25 protein-coding genes and 1 tRNA gene are annotated in these 26164 nt (G+C 37.5%); 9 read left to right on the top strand and 17 right to left on the bottom strand.

Annotated features, from left to right (window positions below; genetic code table 11):
* Window positions 1-19: 19 nt before the first annotated feature.
* Window positions 20-382, top strand: a complete 363-nt coding sequence (locus tag LQ227_RS11815) for a hypothetical protein (protein ID WP_230144544.1) — start codon at window positions 20-22, stop codon at window positions 380-382.
* Window positions 383-563: 181 nt separating this feature from the next.
* Here the strand turns inward: LQ227_RS11815 and LQ227_RS11820 are convergent, their stop codons facing one another.
* The 7 genes from LQ227_RS11820 to LQ227_RS11850 all read right to left on the bottom strand — a co-directional run bounded on the left by LQ227_RS11820 (window position 564) and on the right by LQ227_RS11850 (window position 5611).
* Entirely contained in the window at window positions 564-1307 is a 744-nt protein-coding gene (locus tag LQ227_RS11820; protein WP_230144545.1) for a DUF2625 domain-containing protein, read from the bottom strand.
* A 20-nt stretch (window positions 1308-1327) separates the two neighbouring features.
* Window positions 1328-1882, bottom strand: a complete 555-nt coding sequence (locus LQ227_RS11825) for a hypothetical protein (RefSeq protein WP_230144546.1) — start codon at window positions 1880-1882, stop codon at window positions 1328-1330.
* 21 nt (window positions 1883-1903) lie between these two features.
* Window positions 1904-2389: a hypothetical protein gene (locus LQ227_RS11830; protein WP_230146653.1), complete on the bottom strand. Its 486-nt coding sequence runs from the start codon at window positions 2387-2389 to the stop codon at window positions 1904-1906.
* 247 nt (window positions 2390-2636) lie between these two features.
* Window positions 2637-2987 (bottom strand): VOC family protein, encoded by a 351-nt coding sequence (locus LQ227_RS11835; protein ID WP_230144548.1) that lies wholly within the window; start codon window positions 2985-2987, stop codon window positions 2637-2639.
* An 11-nt stretch (window positions 2988-2998) separates the two neighbouring features.
* The gene (locus tag LQ227_RS11840) at window positions 2999-3973 is read right to left on the bottom strand and encodes a hypothetical protein (RefSeq protein ID WP_230144549.1); all 975 of its coding nucleotides are present in this window, start codon (window positions 3971-3973) and stop codon (window positions 2999-3001) included.
* A 200-nt stretch (window positions 3974-4173) separates the two neighbouring features.
* Window positions 4174-4551, bottom strand: coding sequence for a hypothetical protein (locus LQ227_RS11845; RefSeq protein ID WP_230149443.1), 378 nt, complete (start codon window positions 4549-4551; stop codon window positions 4174-4176).
* Window positions 4552-4936: 385 nt separating this feature from the next.
* Window positions 4937-5611, bottom strand: coding sequence for a hypothetical protein (locus LQ227_RS11850; protein WP_230149444.1), 675 nt, complete (start codon window positions 5609-5611; stop codon window positions 4937-4939).
* Window positions 5612-6021: 410 nt separating this feature from the next.
* Between LQ227_RS11850 and LQ227_RS11855 the strand changes: the two genes are divergently transcribed.
* Window positions 6022-6600, top strand: a complete 579-nt coding sequence (locus LQ227_RS11855) for a dihydrofolate reductase family protein (RefSeq protein ID WP_230144552.1) — start codon at window positions 6022-6024, stop codon at window positions 6598-6600.
* A gap of 412 nt (window positions 6601-7012) precedes the next feature.
* Here LQ227_RS11855 and LQ227_RS11860 read toward each other — a convergent pair whose 3' ends face one another.
* The 10 genes from LQ227_RS11860 to LQ227_RS11905 all read right to left on the bottom strand — a co-directional run bounded on the left by LQ227_RS11860 (window position 7013) and on the right by LQ227_RS11905 (window position 14480).
* A complete protein-coding gene (locus LQ227_RS11860; RefSeq protein ID WP_230144553.1) occupies window positions 7013-7204 on the bottom strand; it encodes a hypothetical protein in 192 nt (63 codons plus the stop codon).
* A 390-nt stretch (window positions 7205-7594) separates the two neighbouring features.
* On the bottom strand, window positions 7595-8671 hold the full coding sequence (locus LQ227_RS11865; RefSeq protein ID WP_230144554.1) for an FISUMP domain-containing protein: 1077 nt from the start codon (window positions 8669-8671) through the stop codon (window positions 7595-7597).
* Between the two features lie 447 nt (window positions 8672-9118).
* Entirely contained in the window at window positions 9119-9862 is a 744-nt protein-coding gene (locus LQ227_RS11870; RefSeq protein WP_230149446.1) for a hypothetical protein, read from the bottom strand.
* A 104-nt stretch (window positions 9863-9966) separates the two neighbouring features.
* Complete coding sequence (locus tag LQ227_RS11875) at window positions 9967-10440, bottom strand: SMI1/KNR4 family protein (RefSeq protein ID WP_230144556.1); 474 nt, start codon at window positions 10438-10440, stop codon at window positions 9967-9969.
* Between the two features lie 116 nt (window positions 10441-10556).
* Complete coding sequence (locus tag LQ227_RS11880) at window positions 10557-10988, bottom strand: hypothetical protein (protein WP_230144557.1); 432 nt, start codon at window positions 10986-10988, stop codon at window positions 10557-10559.
* A 223-nt stretch (window positions 10989-11211) separates the two neighbouring features.
* Entirely contained in the window at window positions 11212-11850 is a 639-nt protein-coding gene (locus LQ227_RS11885; RefSeq protein ID WP_230144558.1) for a hypothetical protein, read from the bottom strand.
* A gap of 259 nt (window positions 11851-12109) precedes the next feature.
* Window positions 12110-12877, bottom strand: a complete 768-nt coding sequence (locus tag LQ227_RS11890) for a Zn-ribbon-containing protein (RefSeq protein WP_230144559.1) — start codon at window positions 12875-12877, stop codon at window positions 12110-12112.
* Between the two features lie 64 nt (window positions 12878-12941).
* Window positions 12942-13391 carry a DUF3805 domain-containing protein gene (locus LQ227_RS11895; protein ID WP_230144560.1) on the bottom strand — a complete coding sequence of 150 codons (450 nt, stop codon included), beginning with the start codon at window positions 13389-13391 and terminating at the stop codon, window positions 12942-12944.
* 76 nt (window positions 13392-13467) lie between these two features.
* On the bottom strand, window positions 13468-14208 hold the full coding sequence (locus LQ227_RS11900) for a DUF6261 family protein (protein WP_230144561.1): 741 nt from the start codon (window positions 14206-14208) through the stop codon (window positions 13468-13470).
* Between the two features lie 5 nt (window positions 14209-14213).
* Window positions 14214-14480 (bottom strand): hypothetical protein, encoded by a 267-nt coding sequence (locus LQ227_RS11905; protein WP_230144562.1) that lies wholly within the window; start codon window positions 14478-14480, stop codon window positions 14214-14216.
* A 480-nt stretch (window positions 14481-14960) separates the two neighbouring features.
* On the opposite strand from LQ227_RS11905, the gene LQ227_RS11910 reads away from it, so the two are divergent.
* The 7 genes from LQ227_RS11910 (at window position 14961) to LQ227_RS11940 (ending at window position 26083) form a co-directional block, all read left to right on the top strand.
* Window positions 14961-16334, top strand: a complete 1374-nt coding sequence (locus LQ227_RS11910) for an AAA family ATPase (RefSeq protein WP_230144563.1) — start codon at window positions 14961-14963, stop codon at window positions 16332-16334.
* A gap of 3 nt (window positions 16335-16337) precedes the next feature.
* The gene (locus tag LQ227_RS11915; protein WP_230144564.1) at window positions 16338-17204 is read left to right on the top strand and encodes a DUF4435 domain-containing protein; all 867 of its coding nucleotides are present in this window, start codon (window positions 16338-16340) and stop codon (window positions 17202-17204) included.
* A 676-nt stretch (window positions 17205-17880) separates the two neighbouring features.
* Window positions 17881-17953: transfer RNA gene (locus tag LQ227_RS11920), tRNA-Lys, on the top strand.
* 45 nt (window positions 17954-17998) lie between these two features.
* Entirely contained in the window at window positions 17999-18820 is an 822-nt protein-coding gene (locus LQ227_RS11925) for a class I SAM-dependent methyltransferase (protein WP_230144565.1), read from the top strand.
* 232 nt (window positions 18821-19052) lie between these two features.
* Window positions 19053-21134 carry an FUSC family membrane protein gene (locus LQ227_RS11930; protein ID WP_230149448.1) on the top strand — a complete coding sequence of 694 codons (2082 nt, stop codon included), beginning with the start codon at window positions 19053-19055 and terminating at the stop codon, window positions 21132-21134.
* Window positions 21135-22002: 868 nt separating this feature from the next.
* On the top strand, window positions 22003-22662 hold the full coding sequence (locus LQ227_RS11935; RefSeq protein WP_230149450.1) for a GDSL-type esterase/lipase family protein: 660 nt from the start codon (window positions 22003-22005) through the stop codon (window positions 22660-22662).
* Window positions 22663-23164: 502 nt separating this feature from the next.
* Complete coding sequence (locus LQ227_RS11940) at window positions 23165-26083, top strand: triple tyrosine motif-containing protein (RefSeq protein WP_230149451.1); 2919 nt, start codon at window positions 23165-23167, stop codon at window positions 26081-26083.
* Window positions 26084-26164 lie beyond the last annotated feature (81 nt).

The raw sequence follows: 26164 nt of genomic DNA on the forward strand, positions 1-26164 counted from the left end.
AACAATTAACCAAAAAACAATGAAAAATATAATATACAGTATCGCAATTTTAATTACCGCTTTAGCTTACGGATGCCATAATAGTGGCGGTTATTTATCAATAAATGCTACCGATAATGATACTAGTTTCAAATTTGAAGCCAAGTACGCCGAAGATAAAACGGGTAAACTGGAAAAATTCCTGGATAGTGCCTTGAATAATGAACTTCCGTTAGATCAGAATATCGATCTGTTCGTAAACTTAAACGGTAGCGATAAGTTTAACCTTAAAGCCAAAAGAGGCTGGTTAGTAATCGACTTCGATAAGCGGAACAGCTCTATGGCAGGTTATATGAAAGTGAAAAAACTTACTGAAGGGATTAGACAGAAATTAACGGAGTAACGTGTTTTAACCGCAAAGATCACAGAGAGAAGACGCAGAGCACGCAAAGTTGGATGGCCTTCGACTATGCTTAGACTGCAATTTATAAAGAAATATCTGCGGATATCTGTGTGATCTGCGGGAGAACCCCTTCGTAGTTGTTTCCCGCAGATTTAAGGTGATAGGCGCAGAACTAAGAGCTTTACTTATCAAGCCCTAACTGTTTACGTGTCTCTATATTTAAATTGTACTGTTCTTCAATTGATATCACTTTCTTTGTGTTTTTGTTTATGTTTTTGCCTTCTTTTGACCAAAGGGTTGGATAAAAACTAATGACTTTATCCCCTTCTAGTTTTGAAACCTCATCTCTCCACTTATTCCACCTTTTGCCTTTATAAAATTTGTCTAAATCGTTGTTGAAACAAAACTGTAAGAAATCCGAATAAGTAAGATCAAGTGGCTCGTAAGTTAAATTATCTGGAGAAAAATAGTATATTTTTCCCAGGTCTTTACCGAGGCCACCACCATTTAAAAGGTAAAAACCGCCAATTGCATCATCTGCAACTAATAGGAAGGGCGATGCTTCTCCAAATTTCTGTATTGATTTTTCTTTGTTCCAATCAGGTAGTGTACGGTTTAGTTTTGGATTGCCCGAACCAAGAATTCTGATCCAGCCATCATCAACCAAAATTCCGCCAGTCATATAAACTACCGAACCCATTGGCGAACGTGTGGTTACCTGTGTCTTAAACAAGGCATCTTTTGCCTTTGCACTATCAGCTGTTAAAATTTCGACTTTGTTTTTTGCAGATTCAATCCAATCTTTTACCACAGGCCAGCCTGGGTTGGTGGTATTGATGAGTTCATTAACTGGTCGCATTTTGGTCTGTGCTGTAGCGGCTAAATTAGATAGGGCAACTATGGCAATTAGTAAGTGTTTGATCATAATTTATATTTAAACCTCTTTTATTCATTTCTTTCCACCAAACAGCTTGTCCAATAAATACCCATTTGTCCTCTGTTATCCATGGTTCCTTTGGGTAATAGTTTTTTTGGACAAGCTAAAAGGGCAGTGTCAACTTCTCTGACAAATTTTGTTAGTGCACAAAGGTTATTTTCTGAAAAGGGAAGTATGGCGAAAGACCAACTCGAATAATAGGATAACATCCATTTAAATTCTTCATCGATTTTATTGCTTAAAAGGTATTCGTTTAAAATTGTATACGATTCCAAAATAATTGAATTTTCCAGATCTTTAACACCAGTGAAATAACTCGGCTCAATTTCACCATACCAGTTCAGAAACACAAGGCGTTTCAGGATTTCAAGCTTGGTTTCCTTGTTTTCTGTATTGAAAAATAAATCGAAATAGCTTTTGTGGATGTGTCGATACTGACTGAAAATGCCATCCTCTTTGAGTTTCTTGTCTATATTATCCATATCTGTCATTTCTTGTAGAGACACAGTATAGTTGTATAGTTCTAATTCTTGATTTGATAGGTTCTTGATTGTTGTTTTCACATTTAACCTTTTAAATTCAGTCTATTTCTTTGCCGTATATTTTAAACCTAACTCTTTTTCAACTTTATTGGCCAATTCTGATTCAAAAACAGCTGTTAACTGTTTCAAAAGTTTTGGATCCTGATTATCGTTGTAACCTCCTCCTTGCCCAAGTTCATTATAAGCATATACAATAAATAATGAGGATGTTGGGGATGTCTTCCACGTCTCTTCGTCACCATAATACCTGAATGTGAACCTATAGTTTTTATCCTTGATTTTTATGGTCAAATAGTCTTTGCCATCATTATAATAATCAACATAGGTTGTGTCAGTATTTATACTTTCATCGTCTTTATTCCTTTCCTTTGCGATTTCTTTATAAATATCCTTCGCTTCTTGATTAGGTTCAGGTTCACGGTAAATATTTTTATTTTCAGCTATCACTTTCATTACAGCAGCTTCCAAGTTAGCCTTATTTGTTTCGAAATCGTAACTTGTCAAAGAGCCATGTCCTGCACTTATCATATTACAGCCGTTTAATGCGAAAAAAAGAAATAATAATAAATAATTTGTTTTTTTTGAATCATGTTGTTTACACATTGGGAAATAATAAGATTTATTCGTGGCTAAATTTCTATAATAAATGGTTTTGTCTATCAGGTTTTCGGCACGTAGTATAATGATTTATTTTTTAATCTGTTGCGTTAAGGAATCGATGCTTTTGTATGGTTCCATTCCGATTTAAATAAATTTTTATTTTAAACAAAGTCTATTAACTGTTTTTATACAATTCAATTTTCCGGCCATCGGGGTCAATTATAATGGTCATAAAACCAAATTCTGTTTGGGTTGGTTCTTGCGAAAAATCAACTTGTGATGTTTTTAACGTTATCATCACCTGATCAAAATTTTCTATACCAAATCCTAACCTTAAGTTTTTGTCTGCTTTATCTTGGTTTTTAGCTAATGGATAAATTTCAACAATAGTTGACTCAATTATAGCCGAATAATGGTATGGAGAGTTGTCATGTTTATGATATTCAAATTTAAGCCCAAGTAAACTATAAAAATCTGCTAGAAGTTTCGTGTTACTTGTTCGTAGTACCAATAAGCGAATTTCCATGTTTTTATCTTTTATTGCTCAATAATCTCAATACTATCGCCGTTCGTTATTGCCAATTGTTTGGTCTTTTGGTTAAAAGCCACTTTCGGAAGTTCTTCAATATTGCGAATGATTGATGAATTTTGTAATCCACTTTGCAAACTCTCGTCCTGATCTACTATTTCGCCTGTTACCAAATTTATAATTTTCGGGAAGCCATATGTATCCCAGGCATACTGGTCATTAATGGCGAAAAGATTTCCAAACTCAATGTCCATTTTAACTGGTTTAGAAATTTGATTCAAGTTGATGTCCCAAATGGCAATATGTTTTGGTGGAAGATTTTCCAATAGCTCCTCATTCATTTCCTCCTCATCCGATGACCCCAATAATATGCAGCGGTCATCAATAAAACTTGCAGTAGCGATTTCTACCACAACGTTTGGATAAATTTCAGATTCATCAAGCAGTTTGGGGTTTTGTATACATTTTTCGATGTCGTATACTTTGATGGCATCCCAGGGGTGCCAAAACCAGCCTTTACTCATCAGGTATTTGCCATTGGGACTTATTTCGAGCCGGGAATGAAAAAAGTCGGTAGGATTTCGTCCCTCACGACTGGTGATGATCTGTCCGGTTTCAACCTCTTCAAAATCAAGCCTACAGTATTCGGATGGACAATGAATTAAAAATGTGTTACTGTTTAAGGTCACGAATGCCGCAGGGTATTCATAAACATCTGCGCAATAATATGAACGGTTTATTTCTCTTAAAAGTGCTCCGTTTTTAAGTAGAAGTCCCTTTGTGCCAAGTTTTTGATAAATAAACGCATATTGTCCGTCGGCCGATATAATGGCGCTGTCGCCAAAATTAAAACTATTTTTGCCCAATTGATCTGTTTTTCCATCAAGTGTATACCGCTTGCCAGCAGAAGCCCAGTCTATAACTGCATTGTTAAACCAACAGATAGTTTTTAAATGATTGGCTGGTATAGTTTGTCGTTTCATTATGACCTTTTGGTGTTTTCGGAATTAATCGGCACAGCTTGAGATTGATTGTAAGATAATGCTGCGGTAAGATTAAAAAAAATGAGGAGCGTTAGAGATGATTTCACGATTTACTGGGGCTTATGAAAGTTAATTAATGTCTGTCGATTTAAGTGATCCTCAACAAAGATAGATTTATGAGGCTTGATTGGGTGCTACTGCTACTGAATTTTTAACCTGCCTGTTTTGAAAATTTTTAATACTGTTTTTTGTTGCACTGCCGTCAGGTTACTGGTAAACATTGATAGCGCTTCAGTACCATCTGTTTTTGCCAGGTAAATTCCAGTAATTCCATTTTTCGTATCTTTGGAGAATACTATCTTTCTATATACATTTTGGATGGTATCAATGCTAAAATTTTGGTTTTTGATATCATCCGGAATCGATATCGGGTATTCAAACTTGCTGTTTTCGTATATATATTCGGCAACAAAATCGTATTTTTTATTTTTTGAATCATCTTTCGACGTTGCGGGCCGGATATTGATAATTTCGACATTTGGCATATTTCTGTCATCATAATTTACGCCATCTTTCATAAATTGAAATGCAATGAGACTTCGCCAATCTCCATCTTTTAAATATTCATCAATGGTTTGTTCAAAGTCATTTGAGTAAAACCCAAAATCAAATTCAAAGGTTATATCATTTCCTTTAATTCTCCCAATATAAGAGTCAATCCCTTGCTCTTTAATTAATCTAAAGTTCTGAGGAAAGTCAAAAAGGTAGTCACCAACTTCAATTGTTTTCCATTTGACTTCAGACTTCTTGTCGATGTATTTACAACCAAGAAGAGGAATAATATCGAAATGCTTAGTAGTGTTTTCATTTGTGGTTGATCGTCTTGGTATATGATATCTTTATTCAGGATTATTTAGGTTAACACTTGAGTATGTTTATCTATTAATATCTTATTCCGTAGTTTTAATCGCCCCAAATTAAAAGTCCGCCAATGTTTTCAATGTTTAATTTTTCGACATCGTTTATTTTATCAAGACGTTTTTCAAAATATTGAAGTGCTATTTTAACTTTTTCAACTGCTTTTCTGAGTTCGTGTCGATCAATTGATAGTGTAATTTCTTGTGGTGTAGGTAGGAAAGGTTCATCAAATTCGTCAACCGAAAAATCAAATAGGATATTGTCGCCATCAAATTTGATCTGTGGGGAAGGGTGTCCTTCGTAATAAACATTTTGTAGCATTGAAAGGCTGTCCCAATACATGATATCACTCAGTCCTCCGCAACATTGAGGAAAATATTTGTCTTGCCCATCAATATTCAAAACATAACCGCCAAAAAATGTTGCGGCCAGTTGTCGTTCATATTTTCCATCTCTCATTTCTTGCGTATGGTCAATGATGAGTTTGGTTAAGTTGTTATCAGTAATTTCTGAGAGTTTATACAATGGAAAACCTTTTAAATAAGGCGTCAGTTTATCTTTAAAACCCGCTTTTTGAAAGCATTCTTGGTGATAGGCGTTCCAAATTTCAGGATGCTCCCAATAAGGAAATTTGTCTGGCGGAGCTAGCTCCTGATTTTTATATCCGATTTCAATTACTGGTATCAAATCTATGAGCATGCTTGTTAATTTAGTTGCCACAAGTTAGGGGTTTTAGTTTACAGTTTTAAATTGACAGTTTACGGTCGACTTATCCATACCAGTGTTCATCAATCGGGACAGGTAAGGCCATATGAATATAACAATCGCTATTCAGCTTGCCAAAAGCTACAGATCCTCCTCCCTAAACCCGACAATAGCGGAAATCCTTTTTGTTGCCCCTTCGATAGGTTCAGGATAACAGTAACAAAAAGATTGTAGCGAATGGCGGGGCTGCGCTACCCGAAAAGCACAGAACCATTCGTTTCCAAGTCCCATTTCCAGTTAAACCAATAACCATCTTACGTCCAATGCAAATGGTCATAAAAACGCCTTGTTATTGTCACGATTGCCCCTCATGCGTGTTACTCTTCCGTTGTAACTTTATCATCATCAAATCAATAGAAAATAACATGAGAAAGATCAAAATAATGGAACACATCTCGCTTGATGGCGTGATGCAGCACGAAAACAGCGAGGATTTCACGCATGGCGGATGGACAACACCTTACCGGAGTTTGGAAGGCTTAGCAGCCGTATTAGAGGCGCAGGGAACTAATATCGATCTGTTGCTGGGCCGCAAAACCTACGATAGCTGGACCCAGTACTGGCCAAAAGCAGGCGATAATCCGATGGCAAATAGTTTAAATAATGGCAAAAAATATGTGGCCACTCATAGGCCAGACAGCCTCGAATGGGGACCTGTTGAAGATTTAGGTACAGATATCGTTACGCGTATTCGCGAACTCAAATCAACAGAAGGTCCTGATCTGATCGTATATGGAAGCTCGACGGTGGTTGCTGTGCTTTTAGAGCAGGGATTGGTTGACGAGGTGGTGCTGATGGTATACCCGGTATTGCTGGGCACGGGCAAACGTTTCTTTTCTGATACTGCCGATGCACGCGAACTGGCTTTTCTAAGCACGAAAACTACGCCTACAGGGGTGCAGGTGAACACTTATCGGTATGTTGGAGAACTGGGGAAGGGTTAGTTTGGAGCTTGGAGTCAAAAGTCAGGGGGCCGAACTCGAGGTTTATATTAACTCAACCGAAGGGTAGGGGGGAGGTGGCGTGAAGCAATCTATTTGTGGATTAGTCCGAAATTTTGATTTCTAGAAAGAGAACAAGATGTGGATTAGTTTGGAGTTGAAAGGTTTTTGGAGCGCAGCAGCTGTAATCCTTGGGCTGGCTTCGGTCCTGCTGTCCGTTTCACTTCCATCAGGGCTATTTAACATTAAGCTGTACCCCGAAACGAAGAAAAGGTATGAAGCAATCTGTTGGCGTATTAATCCAGGTTCAGGAGGTTTGGGGCCTGAAACCTAGCATCAAAAGATTGGATTTGGTAAATCATTAAAAAACGCCCATATTTTTAGGTATGAGCGCTAGCTGTTTGTTTATTCTTCTTTAACGTCTAACATCGGCTGGAGCATTGGTGGTCGAATCTGCTATTGAATCGGTGCTTGTACTATCGATCAATTTGTTCGTATCGGTGTATTTGTACATACTGTCGGCATTTTCCTGATCGGCTTTTTTACCACTACACGCTGACAACGCTAAGCCAAAGGCAGCTACCAAGATTATTATTTTCGTTTTCATATCAAATGTTATTGGTGTACTTATATAATCCCTTTTAAAAGGCAATTGTTTTGGCAATTGTTAAAAGAAGGGTTTTGGTAGGTCATTGTGATTAGTCGGAGTCAGGGGTTGGAGGTCCGAAGTCTGGACTTGTAAACTAAACGATACGTCAATGCGAACCAAAGGGAGGAACTGTGAGGTGAAGCAATCCAATTATTAAACAAACGATTTAAGCCCTATAATTAGATATCAGTTTGTATCCCCTTCAATTCCTGATATGGTCAAATACCAATATAAGTGGTGTTTGGTTTGTTATGACCCTTTAAACAAAATCAACCGGAAAATCTTGATCATTCCCGGTTGAGTAAGCGATTTCGAACCTTAAGGTTTTAAATATTATAATACCGCAAATTAATCTTTCACTAACCTTACCGCGGCGCCTGTGGTTTTACTATAGTCAGTTACACGCGGTTCGCTGTATTTGTTAAAGTCAAGGTAGTAGGCAAAGCTGTCGCCGCTTGATTTGGTAGTACTCGACCACCAATAGCTTAACCACACCCCATACTTGAAAGACTGGCCGCCACCATATTCATCACCACCTGCACTGCCATTGTGAAGTAAATTGAGACCTGATGAGTTATCGCCATTGCCATGCGCAAATTTGTACGAATCTTTTACGTCCCAGCCAGTAGTGCCACGCATTTTTTTACCGGCTACTTTTTCACCACCTAAAGCCGCAATAAGGGTTAAAAATTCACTGCTGCTAGGTACATGCCAACCAGCAGGCGCTAAGCCTCGGCGATCGGTAACCGCATAAAAGTTGTACAGCTTACCGTATTTCTTTTCATTACTACTGTCGAAATTAAGATAACAATAAGCCGGAATCTTATCCCTGCTTACTTTTTCCCATTCTTTTTGGTTGGCTGCGTAATAAATCTGATCGCCGTTTCTATAGGTGCTCACGTTTAAATTGGTACTTGTCCACACCTGGTTGCCAATTTTTACCGGCCCGGTAATTTCAGGCGAGGCATTGTACATTTCTTTTAACGGCGCCGCTTGTGCTGTGTTACAGCTCCAAACAAAGTTGGTAGGTTGGATGCCGCCGCTTCTTTTTAAACATTCTTTAGTTGCTATTGCATCGGCCTCTTCTTTGGTTTTGGCTATGCCCCAGCCAAATGCGGTACCCACATTGCCGTTTATGGTGCGGTATGCCGCACAACCTGTACCCGAGTAGGTGAGTACAATGCTACAAGACCCGCCTCGTTTGTTGCATTCGTCAACTGCTCTCTTCTCGGCTTCTGCCCGGTTTGGCTGATCGAATGAAAAACCATAATAAAAACCATTGGATCGGTCTATAGCCAATGCACCATATTTGGTTTTAAGGGGACCAGCCGTTTTGGTTGCTGATTTCTTTACCTGTGCAATTAAATTGGATGTAGTAATCAATAGCACAAGCACTGCCATTAATAGTAGTTTGTTTATTTTCATGCTTTATTGTTTGTTTGTTATGGGCAAATTTCCCAATCGCGATATTTAGCGTCAATACCATTTACTGGGTATATTTTGATGAGGGTAGTGTGGAGTTGGAGGTTCGAAGCTTGGGTTTATAAAGGCGAAGAGATTCGTCATTGCGAACTGAAGGGCAGGGGTAGCGAAGTAGTGTGAAGCAATCTAAATTTAATGCTAAATTAAAGCACAAGTCAGGCCTTGTTTAGGCCAGGGCGCAAAGACTTGCGCTAGATAGGGCTGTGCCTCGAAAGCCCCCCCACTGATGCAGTTCTTATTGGCTAGGAAGTGGATTGGATGATTTGTGCATTCACAGTATTTGGCTCATCAAGTTTTTAATAATGAAATTGATTTATAATTTAACGGCAGAACAAGTCATGCCGTTGCTTAGGCCGGGTGCTAAGACTTGGGCTAGATAGCAAGGAGTTGCTAACGGTTGTATTGTTTTAAGTCAATTTTGATCGTTTTATACTTTAGGTTAACCCCCTTAATATACTTTTCTGTAAAATATTTAATAGTAAGGATTTGCCCGTGAATAGTAGGATTGTCAAAAATGTATTCTGGGAACATGTAATTGTTATTTTTCATTCCCTTTTCGATTTCTCCTTTTTTGATTTTAATCCTGAAAGATTTTTGAGTGTCGACATTATAGAGTGTTAGAGAATTAAAATCGAATTTTTGAATATGACTTCTGTTGGCAACAGAAACCACAAAAGGTATTTGACTATTGTCTGAAACGTAGATAGCTGTTCCAATTTTTTTTATTAGTTTACCTGAAGCTTTGCTGTATAAATAGTAATCGTCTGGATCGCAGCAACCAGAAATGACCCTGTTTGTATATAGGAATGTTGTTCTAAATTCTTGAAAACTTGTATGTCCAAGCCGATTAGTCAATTGTACTAATCCATCACCTAATGTAAAGATTGTTTTTTTCTCTCGATTTCTATTTTCAAAAGTTATCCATGAAGAGTCGCAATTATAATTCCAGTATAGTTTTGCCCCATTATCTAAAGAAATTGGTTCACAAGAAATAATTTGGGCTAACAATGTATCCTTTGTACAATCACAGTTTTGACTTGGATTTTTTTGAGCTATATTCAATTTAGTAGGGTGTTTATTAGTACAGGCAGCTACAATTAAAAGTAAAGCTAGAATATTTAGATAACGTTTCATAATATTGGAGTTAGCATCGAAACATTTGGGTAGAATAGCTGGAGTTGTTCTAAAGATAAAGTTTTGGGATCCGATATACTAAAGTAAACCGAATAAAATCAATTTTATTTAGTCAATCGTTTTATATTTTCTCTCCAGGTGTAAAGCCCGTCAAAAACACCGCCGGTTAAAAATGCCTCTAAAAATTCAGGGAATGAATTTGTTAAGGTGATTACATTTTCCACCTTGTTATAAATGTGGTAATCATTACTGTCGACAGGATTTATATTGATTGTCCACATATCAGAATAGATTAAATATTCTGCAAAGTGGAAATCATTTAGTTCCACTGCATAAGTATCTGGCTGGTCTATATTGTCAATAATTTCGTCTAATGGAATGATCCTAAACATATCTTCCTCTGATTCGAAACCATTTGAAAAGCGATAGAATTTAACTAAATCATCTGGTAATTTAATGCCCATGCTATTCTCAAAATCCAATATTTCCGCTGGGGAAGCTGGCGCATAAAGCATAATCCCAAGTTCTTCCTTATCAGCCATAATTCTGGCTATAATGTCTGTTATTGTTGGATGCATGAGTATTTGATTAGGATCATCGTTCTTATGAAATTTTGTAAATAACTATATAATTTAATTCTATAGCCTATTTTCTTTTGTTCTTCACACGTGGTACGCATGCGCCAGCGGAGGTATCATTCATCTATGTCTTCGAACGTTAATTTGTTGTTTTTCTTTTCAATTTCTATTTTCCTCCAGGTTGGTGCATATCCACTTCCATGTGGCTCAAAAAGTTCCCTAACATACTGTTCTTCTGTTTCGTAATTTGTAAATCTTTTAGGGCCATTGTAGTCGCGTTCCTGGTTATCAAAACGGGTTATAACTTCTTCCTCTTTAGAGAAATTAGAAGCATTTTTTATCTGATTTATGATTCTTTGTTTATCATGAGGTGTAATAATCAAAGTAAAGGTGTGGTAATAGTCACCCACTCCCCAATCAGATTTATTCTCCTCAATTTTATAATTATCTTTTAGCTGAATACCCTGCTCCATTAATAATTTTTCTGCATCTGTTTTCGAAAACAGCTCGTCTTCGAATACATATAAAGCAGTTTTTATCAAGATCAAAAGTGTCAAAATTATGGAGGTATATTTTCCAACCTTTGGGTAGCCCAATTTCTTTGGTAACCAATATGTAAGGTAAATAAGGGCTGTTATTAAGAAAAAAAATATAAATCCAATTATTATTATGATCATTTGTTGGCTTTAATATATCTGCATAAATGTTTAATTGAAGAGCGGACTTTTTTTATAAATGCTTCAGGTTCAATAGTGTAAAACACAAGTGTTTTTAAGTTGATCGGTCATTTATAATGTCGAATGGTGTAGCAAATGGACCCTTATTTGTAATATAATCTTTATCATCTTCGGTTAGTTCGTTTGTACCGAGTGCAATGTCTTCCGATACTTTTCCGTCTTTTCGTTTAAGTGCAAATTCAATTGTCTCAATTTTTGGTTTTTTGTTCAGTCCTAACATTGTCAGATCTATAAATTGGCCTTTTTTGATGTCTCCTTTCACGACTGTTCCAAGTAAGAAAAATTGTTTTCCTTTCAATTGATAAGCATTGTTAAGCTTAAACTGAGCAACGGTTATTGCATGCCAATTATCGCCACAATGTCGGCATTGCCTAGCGTATGGAGTCCTTGCAAGTTTATTACACTTTGAACAATTGTTGAGAAATACCTTTTCAGGATTTTCCGTCATAATTCGTTTTGCGATGCTCAACTCAAATTCATCGTAGCCGTCTTTTAGAAAGTTAAGTATTTCGGGTTCCGTTCTAATCCAACCTCTATTAGTCAAAATCCTTCTCATCTTAGGATCATCAGAAGTTTTATAGGTATGCATATGGTGTTTCAGTGCTAACTTTTCATTGTCAGTCATTAAGTTACTGAAGTAGTTTATAATATAACTTGCTGTTTCTTGGTCCATATTAGGTTTTGTAAGTTGCTGCCCCACGCTTAAATATACATAATTGCTATTTTTATCAAATTCTTGATTGAGTAAATGAAGCGAATTTTATTTAAGTTGAATACAATGGGGTGTATTAATTTGCATTTATGTATCCAACTCGTTAAGCTTTTAGCGAGATTAATGTGTTGATTTATTTGAAAGCCGATTCAGGCAATTGCTTAGGTTAGGGTGCTGAGATTTGCGTAGGTTGGGAAGCATGCGTGTAGGTTATTCTTTGTTAAACGTTTGGCGATATTGTTGATATTATTTTACACTCGTCACATTTAAAGTCATACTGATTGTTTAGTTGTGTTTTTAGATTCCATTTCTTATTACAACCTGGACAAGGTCTTGTTAGCTGATCTCCTTTATATTTCTTGTAATTATGTAAATAGTAAAAAGTTGGGATTGAAGTCATTCCTTCGATTTTTTTGCAAATTTCGAGTCCTTGTTTGGATAGTTGAGATTTAATTTCTTGCATCTGATTTAAAGCCCAACGTTCTCCAACTTCACAATTCATTTGTAAACTGTCGCATGAAATATAATTCGTTTCCCAGCTTAAGATTGGCATATAGCCATGATCGTAATAAATCGGTAATCTGTAAAGCGGTACTGATTTATTACAAGTGCCACAAGTTAATGGAGATTTAATTGTGATATAATTTGTAATCAGAATATAGAAGTCAGACTTTTTACATTTGCAAGGAGATTTGTAACTGTCATACGACTTGCCGATAGTTTTATAGCTCAGCCTGGAATTACAGAGATCTTCGATTTTTTTTGTTTGTCTATTTACATAGAAATTATTGAATTTTCTGTTAAGGGAGTTTTTCTCAAGAGTGAAAGGTAAACAAACGATCTTGTCGTTTTTAATGTACCGAGATTCTATTCTTCCTTGTGTTTGCCCATTTCCACGATAAAAAGACATCAGTACACCAAACTCATCAATGAGGTCGTCTTTGTTTGTGTTAGTCTTTATATCAATGGATAGTTTTTGAATGTACATGGTGTCTTTGTATTGTTGCTGATAAGTTCCTTCCTTGGGAAATAAATAAAGTCAATCAATCGTTCTAAATGATTTTGATACTGGCGATCATATTTTGAACCGCCATTAGTTCCCTTTTATTAATCGGCAATGCCTCCTGTTCCTTATCAATTGCGAATGTGCAGATAAATATATCATTCTGTGCTCCGGTAACCCAATAATAGACTACCTGCTGATCTTCCTCTTGTTGAAATTCTTTCTTATAATGCGCGCAGTCGTATTCACCTAAAATAATTTTCTGTGCGCCAGTATTCTCCAAAACCTCATTGCTAATATATTCACCAGCTTTATCTACATCAGAGTCAGTTACATTTGGCCATTGGAAGGCTGTAATCCTAAAATTACCAGTCCAAGATGCCTCCGCTTCATTCCAGAAAGCATGGGTAGAATCATCCTCATCATCGTATTCTGTCCAGCCGTCAGCTAATCTGAAGCTAAACCAGCCACCTCTGGAAACATAATTATTATCAGTCATTCCTGCGTATTTATAACGCACAAATTAATAAAAAAGAGCTATATCGCTATAGCTCTTTTTCATCTGCTGTTTACTTTCAGGCAATGGTTGGCGTAAGTGCTTCCCCGCCCGTTCCTGCTCCGCGGCGGGTTTGCAAGGCGGTATAGGTGCTGATGTTCTGGTTAAGCAGGTTCACCGTAGCGGACCATGGTTCTGCACCATCGCTAATGTCGAGGTTGGAGTTAATCCGGGTACGCAGTTTATAATACAGGTTGTTGGCCGTATTGCGCAGTTCCTTTAACTTATCGCTGGGTGCCAACGCCAGTTCCTCATTCCGTTTAATATAGGCCAGGTTAAACGCATCGTTGGCCGTTTCCATTTCGGTTAGCCAACTGCCCAGGCTTAAAGCTGTTACCGCCTCCTGCAGTTCGGGTTTGTTTTTCCAATCGTTGGCAATATTACGCAGGCTAGTGGTTTCACTCTGGTAGTTATCTTTGGCTATGCCGGTGCCAAACAGTGCCAAATGGGCCGAAAGGGTTTTGCCATGTTTGTTTAATACGGCATCGGCACTGTACGATAAACTTTGCACCTGCAAAGTAATGCCGTTTATAGCATCGTCTCTTCGTTTATCTAAAACTTCTAATTCCTGGGTTACCAAACTGCCCTGACTAATTTTAAACAGCTTTTCAATATCGGCGGTTGCTGTACGTAAGGCATCATATTGTGCGCTAACCTTAAGTGCTTCAGGATTGTTTTTCGATACAATGTTTAAGGTATCGGTTAAGAACTGGATATACTCTCCATTTCTGAGTGGTTGTAATATTATACTGTTAATCATAGATTTTAATAATTATGTTTTTTACTGTTTTTGTAGATTTTACTTTGATTTGGCGCTGCCCACGGCAGGAGGGTTTCAAAGTAACTTTGATTTGGCGCTGCCCACGGCAGGAAGGTTTCAAAGTAACTTTGGTTGGGTGCTGCCCATGGCAGGAAGGTTTCAAAGTAATTTGCCCCTTTTAACCAAAAAAGATGCTTTTTAACCTGTTTTTGTACTGCCTTTGCAGTCTTTGCAGAACGCGGAGGTTCCCTAATCATGCCTGTTATTGCCATAACTCAATTAATTTATGGGTAATAAAACCCGTTAATAAAATGTGGGATGATTAAGCCGAGCGTAATGAAATAATCGCTGCTCAGTAAAATAAGGATATGATAGAACTAAAGTAACGAAATGATTAGTTAATGTCAAGAGGGTTTTAGGCGTGTGGCGTTTAGTGACTGGCGTTTGGCGGATTAGTCAGGGGTTGAGTGTTGAGCTAGAATGGGAAAGGGTGCCGCGTATGAGAAAACATTATTAAGCCTATCATCTAATTTTTTGTAGTTCAACTGCGAATAGATTGTGTTACGATTTTTATATCCAAAAGATATGTTCTCTTTCGCAAAGATTGTTTTGCTAATAGAATTTGCAAGTAAAGGTTTTTTTGGTACTTTGCACGATCGGCTCTCAAATCAGTATAACTTCGTTTTCATTTTTGAGCTTAAATTATTGTTGATCAATGGCATTTTTGATCAATTTTGTATATTTAAATTAGAATGAAACTCAAACAAGTAAGTATCAAAAAACTACATGGTTATCTGAACAGCAAATTTGATCTTGATGACGACTTAGCACTTTTAGTTGGGATAAATGGTGGTGGCAAAACAAGCGCACTAAACGCTATAAATTGGTTAATCAAATTAGATACAGGAAAACTAGCTACTGAATGTTACGAAAAGATCGAATTAACATTTGAGTTAGATGGAAAGGATTATTTATACAGCGCCGTTCAAGATAAAAAGACTGTCATAATAAATCTACTTGATATACAAACAGGATATTCGTTTAAAAATTTAGTTATTAAGCTTGATCATGATACCAAAGGGCTAAAAAGTCTGCGGGTAAAAAATGAACAATTTGATATTTATTCTAAAGTAACTCCCGATGAAACTGAACAGGAAACATATAATCTAATAAAATCTTTTCCAAAACCAATGAATATTGGTTTGGATAGAACTTTGATCTTATCGGATGAAGGTGGTACTACTGTAGATGAAGATATTAACACTAATCAATCTCATTACGGTCCAAATAGACTTAATCCATTACAACGGGTCGGTAGAATTTTATCTCGGGAATTTACCAATCACACTAACGAAATCTTAAAATTGACTAGAACCCTAAACGAGACAATCATCATGTCTACATTTGATGAGGTCTACACAGAGGAGCAATTAATCGATTTAATGAGCCAAAAGCCTCCATCTATTGAAATTTTGGAAACTCTCGAGAAACAAATAATAAGTTTTTTGAATGAGAACCACAATTCAAATGGTCGCGAAAAGAAAGCTCAGGATTCTCCTGAAGTCAATATTACTGAATTTAACATTTCACAGTACTTTACTTCTCTAAAAAGGTTGCTTAAGGATAATCCTTCAGAGAAAAGCCTTGAATATGCGGTTAATATAAGTCATTTTAGTAAGGTGAATAAACTAATAAATGCCTTTAGCACGTTTGAGGAAAACTCTAAGCTTGAAATTGCACCTTTAGAGGAATTTATTGCGATTATAAATGATTTTCTAGTTGATTCAGCAAAAAGGCTTTATTTTGAGAAGAAGACAGGTCAGTTGAAATATGATATTATAGATAGTGAAAAACAAATAGTTGAATCTGGAATAAACATTAATACTCTTTCTTCCGGGGAGAGACAACTATTGATTTTATTCACCTACATAAAATATAGGAAAGAAAAGTTGTTCATGATTGATGAACCGGAACTTTCTTTACATATAAAATGGCAGGAAGATTTTTTAAAAGCTATTTATAAGTTTAAAAAACCAGATACACAATTGATTATTGCAACTCATTCGCCAGAGATTATTGGAGTATATAAAGACAAATGCAAGATTTTTAATCCTTATTTTAAATAGTAGATGAGTATAGAAAGCCAAGGGATTATGCCAACAAGGTCATTACAAGCGAAGTCTAATTTCGGAATTTTATTCGATCAGTTTAATGATATTAATTTTTATGTTGAGGATGTAGACAAAGAACATTTTTATTTCCACTTATTTAAAAATCTTTTTAATGGAATTAAAATAAATCGAATCATAGGCTTAAATGGAAAGGCTAACGTAATAAAGGCAGCTGAATCGATAGCAAATTCTAAAAAGGATGTTTATATTGTTGACCAAGACTTCGATGACTTTTTTAGGAGCAAGCAACAATTGCCTAACCTTTTTTATTTGCGTAAATATTCAATAGAGAACTATTTGATAAATCAAGAGGCGCTTTTTGAATTGGTAAAAGAAGAAAAAACTACACTTAAAAATGCTGATTTTGAAGCGATTTTTCAATTTGACAATTTTCTAGCTGAGTTGGATGTTTTGCTGTTGGATTTAATAAGCTGCTTCCCTATTGTTTTTCTGCATGAACTATCTTGTGGTTACTATAGTATTAACATTCCGAGAGACTTAAACATTATTACTAAACCTTATTCATTAAGAGGTAACTATATTTCAGATTATATTGCATTGGTCAAAAGTCAGTATATCTTAAAATATCCAACAGGTGATTTTGATAATGAGTTCGATATATGTAAAGATTATTTCAGTAGTGATAGCTTAAGAGTAAACGCTCCCGGTAAGTGTCTTATGAATATTTTGAAATTCAGGTTAACAGGTAAATTCGGGGTGTTAACAAACACTGACTCTGACAGTTTTACTTATCGGGTTGGCAAAAATTCTTCTATAGAGTCTCTTAAACATTTGAAGCAAGAGATAGATAGATTTATTAATTAAGAAAATAGGTGGTGTACATTCCATATTTCATAATTTTGGATCCTTACTAGCTCCTTCGCTGGCGCACGCGTGCCGCGTGTGAGAATATATGGTTCAATTGCAGAGAGACAACCTTAGTTGATTTTAGTAATCTCACTTTCTAATGCCAGCGGACTGAAATTAGATATTGCCTTTATCTTATAAGTATCCCTACTATAGCTAATTATATTAACTGTAATAAGTGCATTTTTAGGGGTATTAGGAAATCTCTTGAAGTTATTTGCATCTGGCTTTAATATGTAAGAGCAATTGCTAATCCATTTTATTTTATACGAAATAGGAACGGTTGAATTATCGTAATATTCATATTGATGAGTTGCGTCACGTTTTATTATTAATAACTTCTCGTTATATATCATCTTAAACTTTCCCTGTTTGAATTTTAGACAACCAAAGGTTTGTGCTTTTACACTATTGAAACAGAAGAATCCAATTATTGTGAGAATGAGGTATTTTAGAGTCACCATATTGATGATAAGATGTCAGGCAAATATATGATATTAATACACTTTACAAGTTACTCACTTCTGAGAACCGAGAAGATGCGAGAGAGCTGATAATTGCGGAGCAATGAGGTTGGATCTATATTTAAATCCAAGCGACTAATTATTATTTTTAACCTATATTTATTTTACCAGACTCCTTAGCTCAGTTGGTAGAGCAACAGACTCTTAATCTGTGGGTCCAGGGTTCGAACCCCTGAGGGGTCACAATATCACCTATTGTATTTGAACGAAATATAAAATCAATCGTTTATGAACGATAATTTGACAAAAGATCCTTCGGCTGATTTGCCCGAAGATACTGCCACTCGTTACGAGCAGTTTTTCGGCCCATTATTCTTTGAACCCTATGCTGTAGAAGTTGCAAAACGAATTCACTCCGTTCCGGTTTCTGTTGCGCTCGAAATTGCGGCTGGGACAGGTCGTGTTACCCGTCATATCCGCGAGCATATTCCACACGCAGCAAAGCTGATCGCTTCAGATATTAGCGAGGAGATGTTGGCCGTAGCCAAAAAGACATTGAGCCACCTTGATATTGACTGGCGAAATATTGATGCCCAGCAACTTCCTTTTAACGATAATAGTATAGATTTGGTGGTTTGTTGCTTCGGGTATATGTTTGTTCCTGATAAACCGAAAGCATTTGCAGAAGCCTATCGGGTTTTAAAACCGGGTGGCTTGTTTTTATTTACAACCTGGGATAAGCTGGAGAATAATGCGGCATCTTATTCTGCCAGATCTATTGCAACGAAATATTTAGACGAACCCTTGCCCGAATCGCATAACCTTGCAACCTCGATGAATAATGAAGCGCTTATAACACCATTACTAAAGGATGCCGGCTTTGCAAAAATATCAATTGAAAAAGTAAAACTTTTTTCCGTAAGTGCAACCGCAAAAGAAGCTGCATGCGGTTTGGTAGAGTGGGGACCTGTTTTTGAGGAGATCAAAAAACAGAATCCTGACTGTATAGACGAGATCAAAAGTAAGGTGGAAAAAGAACTTGCTGAAAAATTCGGGGCTGCTCCTATGATCGCTCCAATAAGTGCTGTATTCAGTCAGGCGTGGAAATAATAAGAATACAACACAATTTATTTTCCCCAAATCCCCTTCCTTCCTCTCCGTAGTGTTCAGCGCAGCATCACTACAGAGTAACACAGAAGATTAAGTTATGAACATGCAATTACGCTTCTAAAGCCCAAAGAACAGATCGGTATCTGGTTTTGTGTAGCTATTTGTTATGCATGCATTATAAATCTGTTATCTTTGCAGTTTTTATCAATTATTAGCATTCAGTAACCTATTCATGGGCAAAAACAGCATCGGCTCTACCATTTCGTATTTCTTTTTAGGCGAGTACTTTTCTGATGCCCTGCGCACCACCATTACCGTGGTATTACCCATTATTTTATTCTTTTACCTGGGTAATCCTGAAGCGGCCAAAGGAATAGGCGTTGGAGCTTTGTTGATCAGCCTGACCGATCTGCCCGATAACCGACTGAATAAACTGAAAACAGCACTATCAAGTATTATCGTTTTTTTCGCCACCACGCTGGTGGTTTCATCCGTTTTAGATCATGTTTACCTCAGCGCGGTAGTAGTAGTCATTGCAGCTTTCGGCTTTTCGATGTTTGCCGTATATGGGCAGAAACTCTCACTGATTGGTACCATGGCGCTGATTGTGTGTACATTCGTGATGGGGCTTCACCCTGAACGGCCGCTGTATTTTAGCAGTTATATCCTGATTGGTGGGGTTTGGTATTATATCATCAGTTTAATCCAGATTTTAATCCGCCCTTACCGTTCGCTCCATCATGCCATTTTCGAATGTTTGATGAGTAGCGCAATGTTCTTGAATGCCAAAGCCAAAAATTACGATGTGAATGTTCCGCTCGATCTGCAGCAAAAGGAAGCCATAAAACTGCACATTAAGGTTAACCAGAAACATGAACTGATCAGGAATCTGTTGCTTACCGATAAGTACGCCATGAAGCCTGATAACGCTAAAGGTCAGCTGTTGTTGGAACGGGCGAGGTTACTGATCGATTTGTATGAGCAGTTGAATGCCGTACATTATGATTATGCTGTGGTGCGCAAAACGCTGACAACGGGTCCGAGTTTAAAACTGATTGCCACCTTGATTGGATTGCTGGCCAAAGAGCTTGAACAGTTGGGCAGGCACGTTCGGTCGGCCAAGGCTTATAAGGGTGAGGTGGCCACCAATATCGAATATTACCAGAAACGCGTAATGCTGTTGCAGGAAATGGAACGTTTAGACGAAACCCAGCGTAGAATTGTATTAAAAGTGGTTTCGAATATGAACGATATTGTGCGTATTATCGAAATGATCAGGGGCAATGAGCGCACGCCCGAGAAACACTTACAAGAACTGAGCGGATCTATTTCTTATCCCTTGTTTGTTACCGGCGATCGCTTTTCGATCAGGGAGCACCTTACCTTAAAATCGGCCATCTTTAGGTTTTCGTTGCGTTTGGCCATCTGTTTTCTGTTTGGTTTCTTGCTTATTTGGCAATTGGAACCGAGTAAATACAGTTACTGGCTTTTTCTCACACTGGTCATTGTGGCAAGGCCTAAATTTTCGATTACCTGGAAACGGAACTTACAGCGGTTAAAAGGAAGTCTTGGCGGGGTTGTCATCGGGCTGATCATCATCTATTTTGTGAAGAGCCCGGCGGTACTGCTTTCTTTTTCGGTGGTTTTTCTATTGGGTTTTTATGCCTTTAACCGTTTAAATTATACAATAAGTGTATTGTTTATTACCCCTGCAGTAATTTTAACGCTGGGTAGTTACCAAGGGCATTTCGATCACATTGTACACGACAGGATTATATTTACCGTGCTGGGCTGTGTAATTGCCATTTTTGCCACCTATCTTTTCCCCATTTGGGACAGCCGCCAGTTGAAAACGAAAATAAGCAAAGCGACAAAAGATAGTTTGCACTATTTGCAGGTGGCGATAGAAAGGAAGGAAAACCTGGGCGAGAATATTCCGCGCATGGCCAGAAAAAATGCCAACCTGAGTTTATCTGCATTAAGCGAAGCGATTGAGTCGGCCAGCCAGGAACCGATGCGGAAACATATCGATTTTAATGGCTTGTATGGGGTACAGTCGACCATTTACCAGATCAATGCGATTATCACTTCTATATACATTTCGCTTAATCATAAACCCGAACAGGCTGATCCATTATTGGTTAAGCAGATTGTAGGTAACCTGAGTGATAAGGCTATATTAAAAGGGGATGCTTTAACTCAGATTGATATGATGGATGCTGATCATGATGACCATTCTACCAAACAGAAACTGGCACATATTGCGGCTTTATCGTTGGAATTTAACAGGTTTAGTGCTGGTTTTAGGGGCTAAATTTAATTGTTTGTCAGTCTGTCTAAAGGACTCCTTCGGAGAGCGGAGTCAGGGACCAGCTAGCTGTTAACTTTTGAGCTCTTTTTTGTTCCAGCAGATTAAGGTGATGAGCGCATAAACTTCAAGATCATCAATTTTCTAGAGATAGATTAACTTGTTGAGCTTATATGAAACTTATATGTCTTATATAGTTCACAGAAAGAGGGTCTTCGACAGACCACAATGACTGACTCCCATAAAGTGGTCGTCATTCCCGCGCAGGCGGGAATCTTAAAGCGCTCGCTACTAGCGATAGTTGTAAGATTGCTTCGTCGGCTGAAAAAGCCTTCTCGCAATGACGATAATCTGAGGAGATTTAATTTTTTAAATTCTCCTGTCACTCATAATGATTTTTATAAATAAATTACCCCTTTGGATGACAGATTCTAAAAATCGGCATCAGGGAACCCGTTTATACTAATCACGGCAAATTGTTCGTTAATAACCTTCAACAGCAATAGCTTAATAATGGATGCCTGCAAGACGAATCCTTTGAACGGTTTTAGTTGAAAAGCCTCATCCAGCGGTTTTTAAGTGTTCTTCTTTAAAATTAAATGAATTGATTCTTAGTATTTTATTATTCTTTTAGTTAATTAGTGTTAATTATTTAGAATAATTCTAAATAAAGATATATATTTGTTCATCATTATATTTGGTTAGTTGATGATAAAAGACCTGTTTGCCTGCATTACTCAATGCAGGCGAATCAGGCACTATTCCACGAAAACTTCGATTTATTTTTTTACATACGACAGTAATAAATTTGATTGAATTGATTGTAAAAAATAGGATATTGGTATATTGTGTGCCTTTAAACATCCTTATTCGCATGAAAATATCATTTTTAAGCTTCCTTTTAATTTCTTTTTTAACTGTAACTGCTTATGCCCAAAAGAAACCTAATTTTTGGGATGACGTGCAAACCATTAAAAAGTACGACCAAATGTATAAACCACCCGTTCATCCGGTGTTGTTTGTAGGAAGTTCATCTATCCGCAAATGGGACGATTGTACACAGATTTTTGCCAAATACAATGCTTTAAACCGCGGAATAGGTGGTGCTGTTATTAACGATATTATCTTTTATTTAAATGATGTTGTTTTCCCTTACCAGCCCAAACAGATTGTACTGTATGTGGGGGAGAACGATTTACCAAACGAAACGGTTACACCTGATACCGTTTTAAACCGTACTATCCGTTTAGTGCAGGCCATTAGGGCAAAGTTACCAACGGTGCCTATTGTTTACATCTCGATTAAACCGAGTCCGAGCAGGGATAAATTTAAAGCAAAGGCCGTAGCTTCGAATGCATTGATTGCGAAATTTTTAGCCGGAGAGGCCAACACGAAATTCGTTAATATATATCCATTGATGCTAACCAAAGACGGGCAACTTAGGCCAGAACTTTTTGTGGATGATATGTTGCACATGAATGCTGCGGGTTATGCCATCTGGCGAAAAGCGGTAAAACCGTATTTAATGAAATAGTCATTTTCTACCAACTAAGAGAGGCTGATCAAGATATTTTTCTCTAACTATTTTTGCCATATAAGACATGTAAGAACATATGAGCTTACATGTACTTAAATTCTTATATGGTTAGAAGCCCTTGACGCTTTTAATTTCATTGCACAGTCCAAGCAAACTAGCCCCGATTGAACGGAAAGCCCGCAATCCCGATTTTTCGTCGGGAGAGGACTTGAAGTAAAAGCGGGACTGAAACAACCCTAAACACTACAGGCTTTGCGCTCCAAAAAAATAAGATTAAATTTTCTCACCACCTCAGGCACATACCCCACCTTACGAGTCAATTTTACTATATAAGACATATAAGCTTTCATTTTTACCATCCAAGGCTCCTGGGCACATCTAAGAATAAGCATTAGCCTATTTCATGCTCAAAATGATTTGTTTTAGTGGATGCGGTAGTCAATGTTAACCGGAATTAAAATTATATATTTATTATTGCGTGCGAATGATCCCTAACCATATGTACAAACTTCTGCTTGCCGTTACTTTTCTTCTGATGGGCTATCATGCATCGGCCCAGGATCTTTTGGCCATTCCGCAGGTAGTAAATTACAATAACGAGCAGTATAACGCAGGGATGCAGAACTGGGATGTTAAGCAGGATAAAAACGGGATTCTTTATTTTGGGAACAATGAGGGGCTGCTTACTTTTAACGGTCGCTACTGGAGCCTGTTTCGCTTACCTAATTATACTTCGGTACGCTCCATCGGGATCGACTCTAAAAACCGGATTTATGTAGGTGGGCAGGATGAATTTGGTTTCTATTACCCCAATGAGAAAGGGATTTTAAAATATACTTCGCTTTTAGGCCTGCTACCCGAAAACCTGAGGAAATTGGCTGATATATGGGACATCTCGATTATCCACGACGAAGTTTTTTTCAGATCGAACAACTCCATTCTGCATTATAAGGATGGGGTGATTAAAAACTATAAACCCAGTAAGGCCTGGCTATTTATGGGCATGGCCAATAATAAAGTGTTTGCCCAATCGGAAGAATCGGTTTTAATGGTTTACGAGCAGGAAATGTGGAAGCCTTTTTGTGCTGATCCGGTTTTCAAGAAATCGTCTGTTACAGCTATTTTGCCTTATAGTGGCGATACTTTGATGGTTTCTACCTTAAAGGGCGGTTTTTTTCTATTGATTAACCATCAGCTTAAACCCTTCAAAACCAATCTCGATCATGTGTTTTTTAACGACCGGATTTATTTTGCCAATCAGATCAATCAAAATCTGTATGTAGTAGGTACCACCTCTGGTGGGGTATATATTATGAACAAAGGTGGAGAACTGATCCAGAAATACAATTACAGGGAAGGTTTGCAGAACAACAACGTAAGGGGAGTGCTGCAGGACCGCGATAAGAACATGTGGCTGGCTTTAGACGATGGGATTGCCTATGTGGCCATAAATAGCGCCATTAAAAGCATTTTTCCTGACCGCAATAAACAGATTACGAGTTATGCATTTAGGAAGTTTAACCAATCGGTTTATATTGGCACATCGAACGGTTTGTACATGACCAAAGTTAATCCTGCTGCCAAAGATTTAAGTTATACCACCTCGAATTTTGAGGAGGTGAAAAATACCAAAGGGCAGGTGTGGGGGCTTGATGAGATTAACAACCAGCTGTTGCTGGCACACGAGGAGGGCACACTTTTGGTGCAGAACAGTGTAGCTAAGCCGCTTTACAATTTACCAGGCACCTGGTTGTACCAGAGCTTAGATCGGGTTTACCCGAGCAGCGAGGTTATTGCAGGCACTTATTGGGGTTTACAACGCTTAACCTATAAGGATGGGCTATTTAACAATGGTGGAAGAATTGACGGCATAAATGAACCCCTGCGGTTTCTTGTAGCGGATAATAATAACCCCGATAATATTTGGGCATCGCACCCCTACCATGGGGTATATAAAATAGAATTACAGCCCGATCATAAACGTGTGTTGCATACCACCATGTACACCGACCGCGATGGATTACCTTCTAAGTTGTATAATTATGTATACCATATAAAAAACAGGGTGGTAATTGCAACTGTTGATGGTGTTTATGAATATGATAACACGAAGAAAAAATTTGTCCGCCTAAAATTGCTGGCCAATGCCATAAAGGGTATTTCGGTGCAGTATATGAAGGAGGATAACGACGGAAACATTTGGTTTGTAAGCAATAAAAAGGTAGGCGTAATCGATTTTAGCCGACCATCAGGATCGAATCCTTTTAGTATTTTTTATCTGCCCGAGTTAGATGGGAAAGTAGTAGGCGGCTTCGAATCTATTTACCCCTTGGATAGTAAAAACATATTTATTGGAGCCAATAAGGGAGCCTACCATATTAACTATGAAAAATACATCGAGAACATAACCAAACCAATTGTAGTGCTGGGGCAGATCAAACTGCTTGGTAAAAAGGATAGTCTGGTTTTTGGAGGCTATTTTACAACCAAAGGCATCATTTCTGCCAAACAAGATCAGAACGAGATACCTGAATACACCAATAATTTAAATTCAATGCATTTCGAATATTCCTCAACGTTGTTCGAGCATGATAAAAATATTAAATTCAGTTACCAGTTGGTTGGTTTCGATAAGGAATGGTCGGCATGGAACACGAAAAGCGAAAAGGACTATACCAATCTGCCTGCTGGGAAATATACTTTTAATATTAAAGCCAGAACGGATGTTGGTAACGAATCGGAAGTGGTAAGCTATACTTTTGTAGTGCTGCCAGCCTGGTACAATACCATATGGATGAGGATTTTTTACCTGATTTTGATTGTGCTGTTAATCAGGTTGATTATCAGGTGGCAAAAACGCAAACACATTAAAGAGCAGGAGCGGATGAGTTACCTGCATCAACTGGAACTGGATCGGAACGAAAAGGAAATTGTGAGGCTGCAGAACGAAAAGTTAGAAGCCGATGTAAATTATAAGAACAAAGAACTTTCTACCATGACCATGCACCTGGTACAGCGGGGTAAAGTATTGGCCAAGATTAAAGAAGTAATATCGGCTGTAATTAAAAACCACGATATAAATGAGAGCTCGCCAAGTTTCAGGCACCTCATCAGGCTGATCAAAGATGTAGAAAAGAAGGATCAGGAACTGGATCATCTGAGCGTGCACTTCAATCATGTAAACACCGAATTTTTTAATAAACTCAAAGACCTTTACCCTGATTTAAGTCAGAACGATTTAAAGTTTTGTGCTTATTTATCGATGAATCTTTCATCAAAAGAAATGGCGCAGTTGATGAATGTAACCATTAAAGCCATCGAAGTAGGCCGATATCGCTTAAGAAAGAAACTCCAGCTTAAGCCAGAGACTAATTTATATGAGTTCCTGATCAACATAGCCCGCCAAAAAACGCCTTAAAACAATGTTTTCGTTACAAATAATAACGTTTTTAGTTAAAATGTCTTAAGTGTCTGGTATTCAGTTTGATTTATTTTTCAT

It is taken from the genome of Pedobacter sp. Bi27 (assembly GCF_918698255.1).
In the GTDB taxonomy this organism is placed as follows: domain Bacteria; phylum Bacteroidota; class Bacteroidia; order Sphingobacteriales; family Sphingobacteriaceae; genus Pedobacter.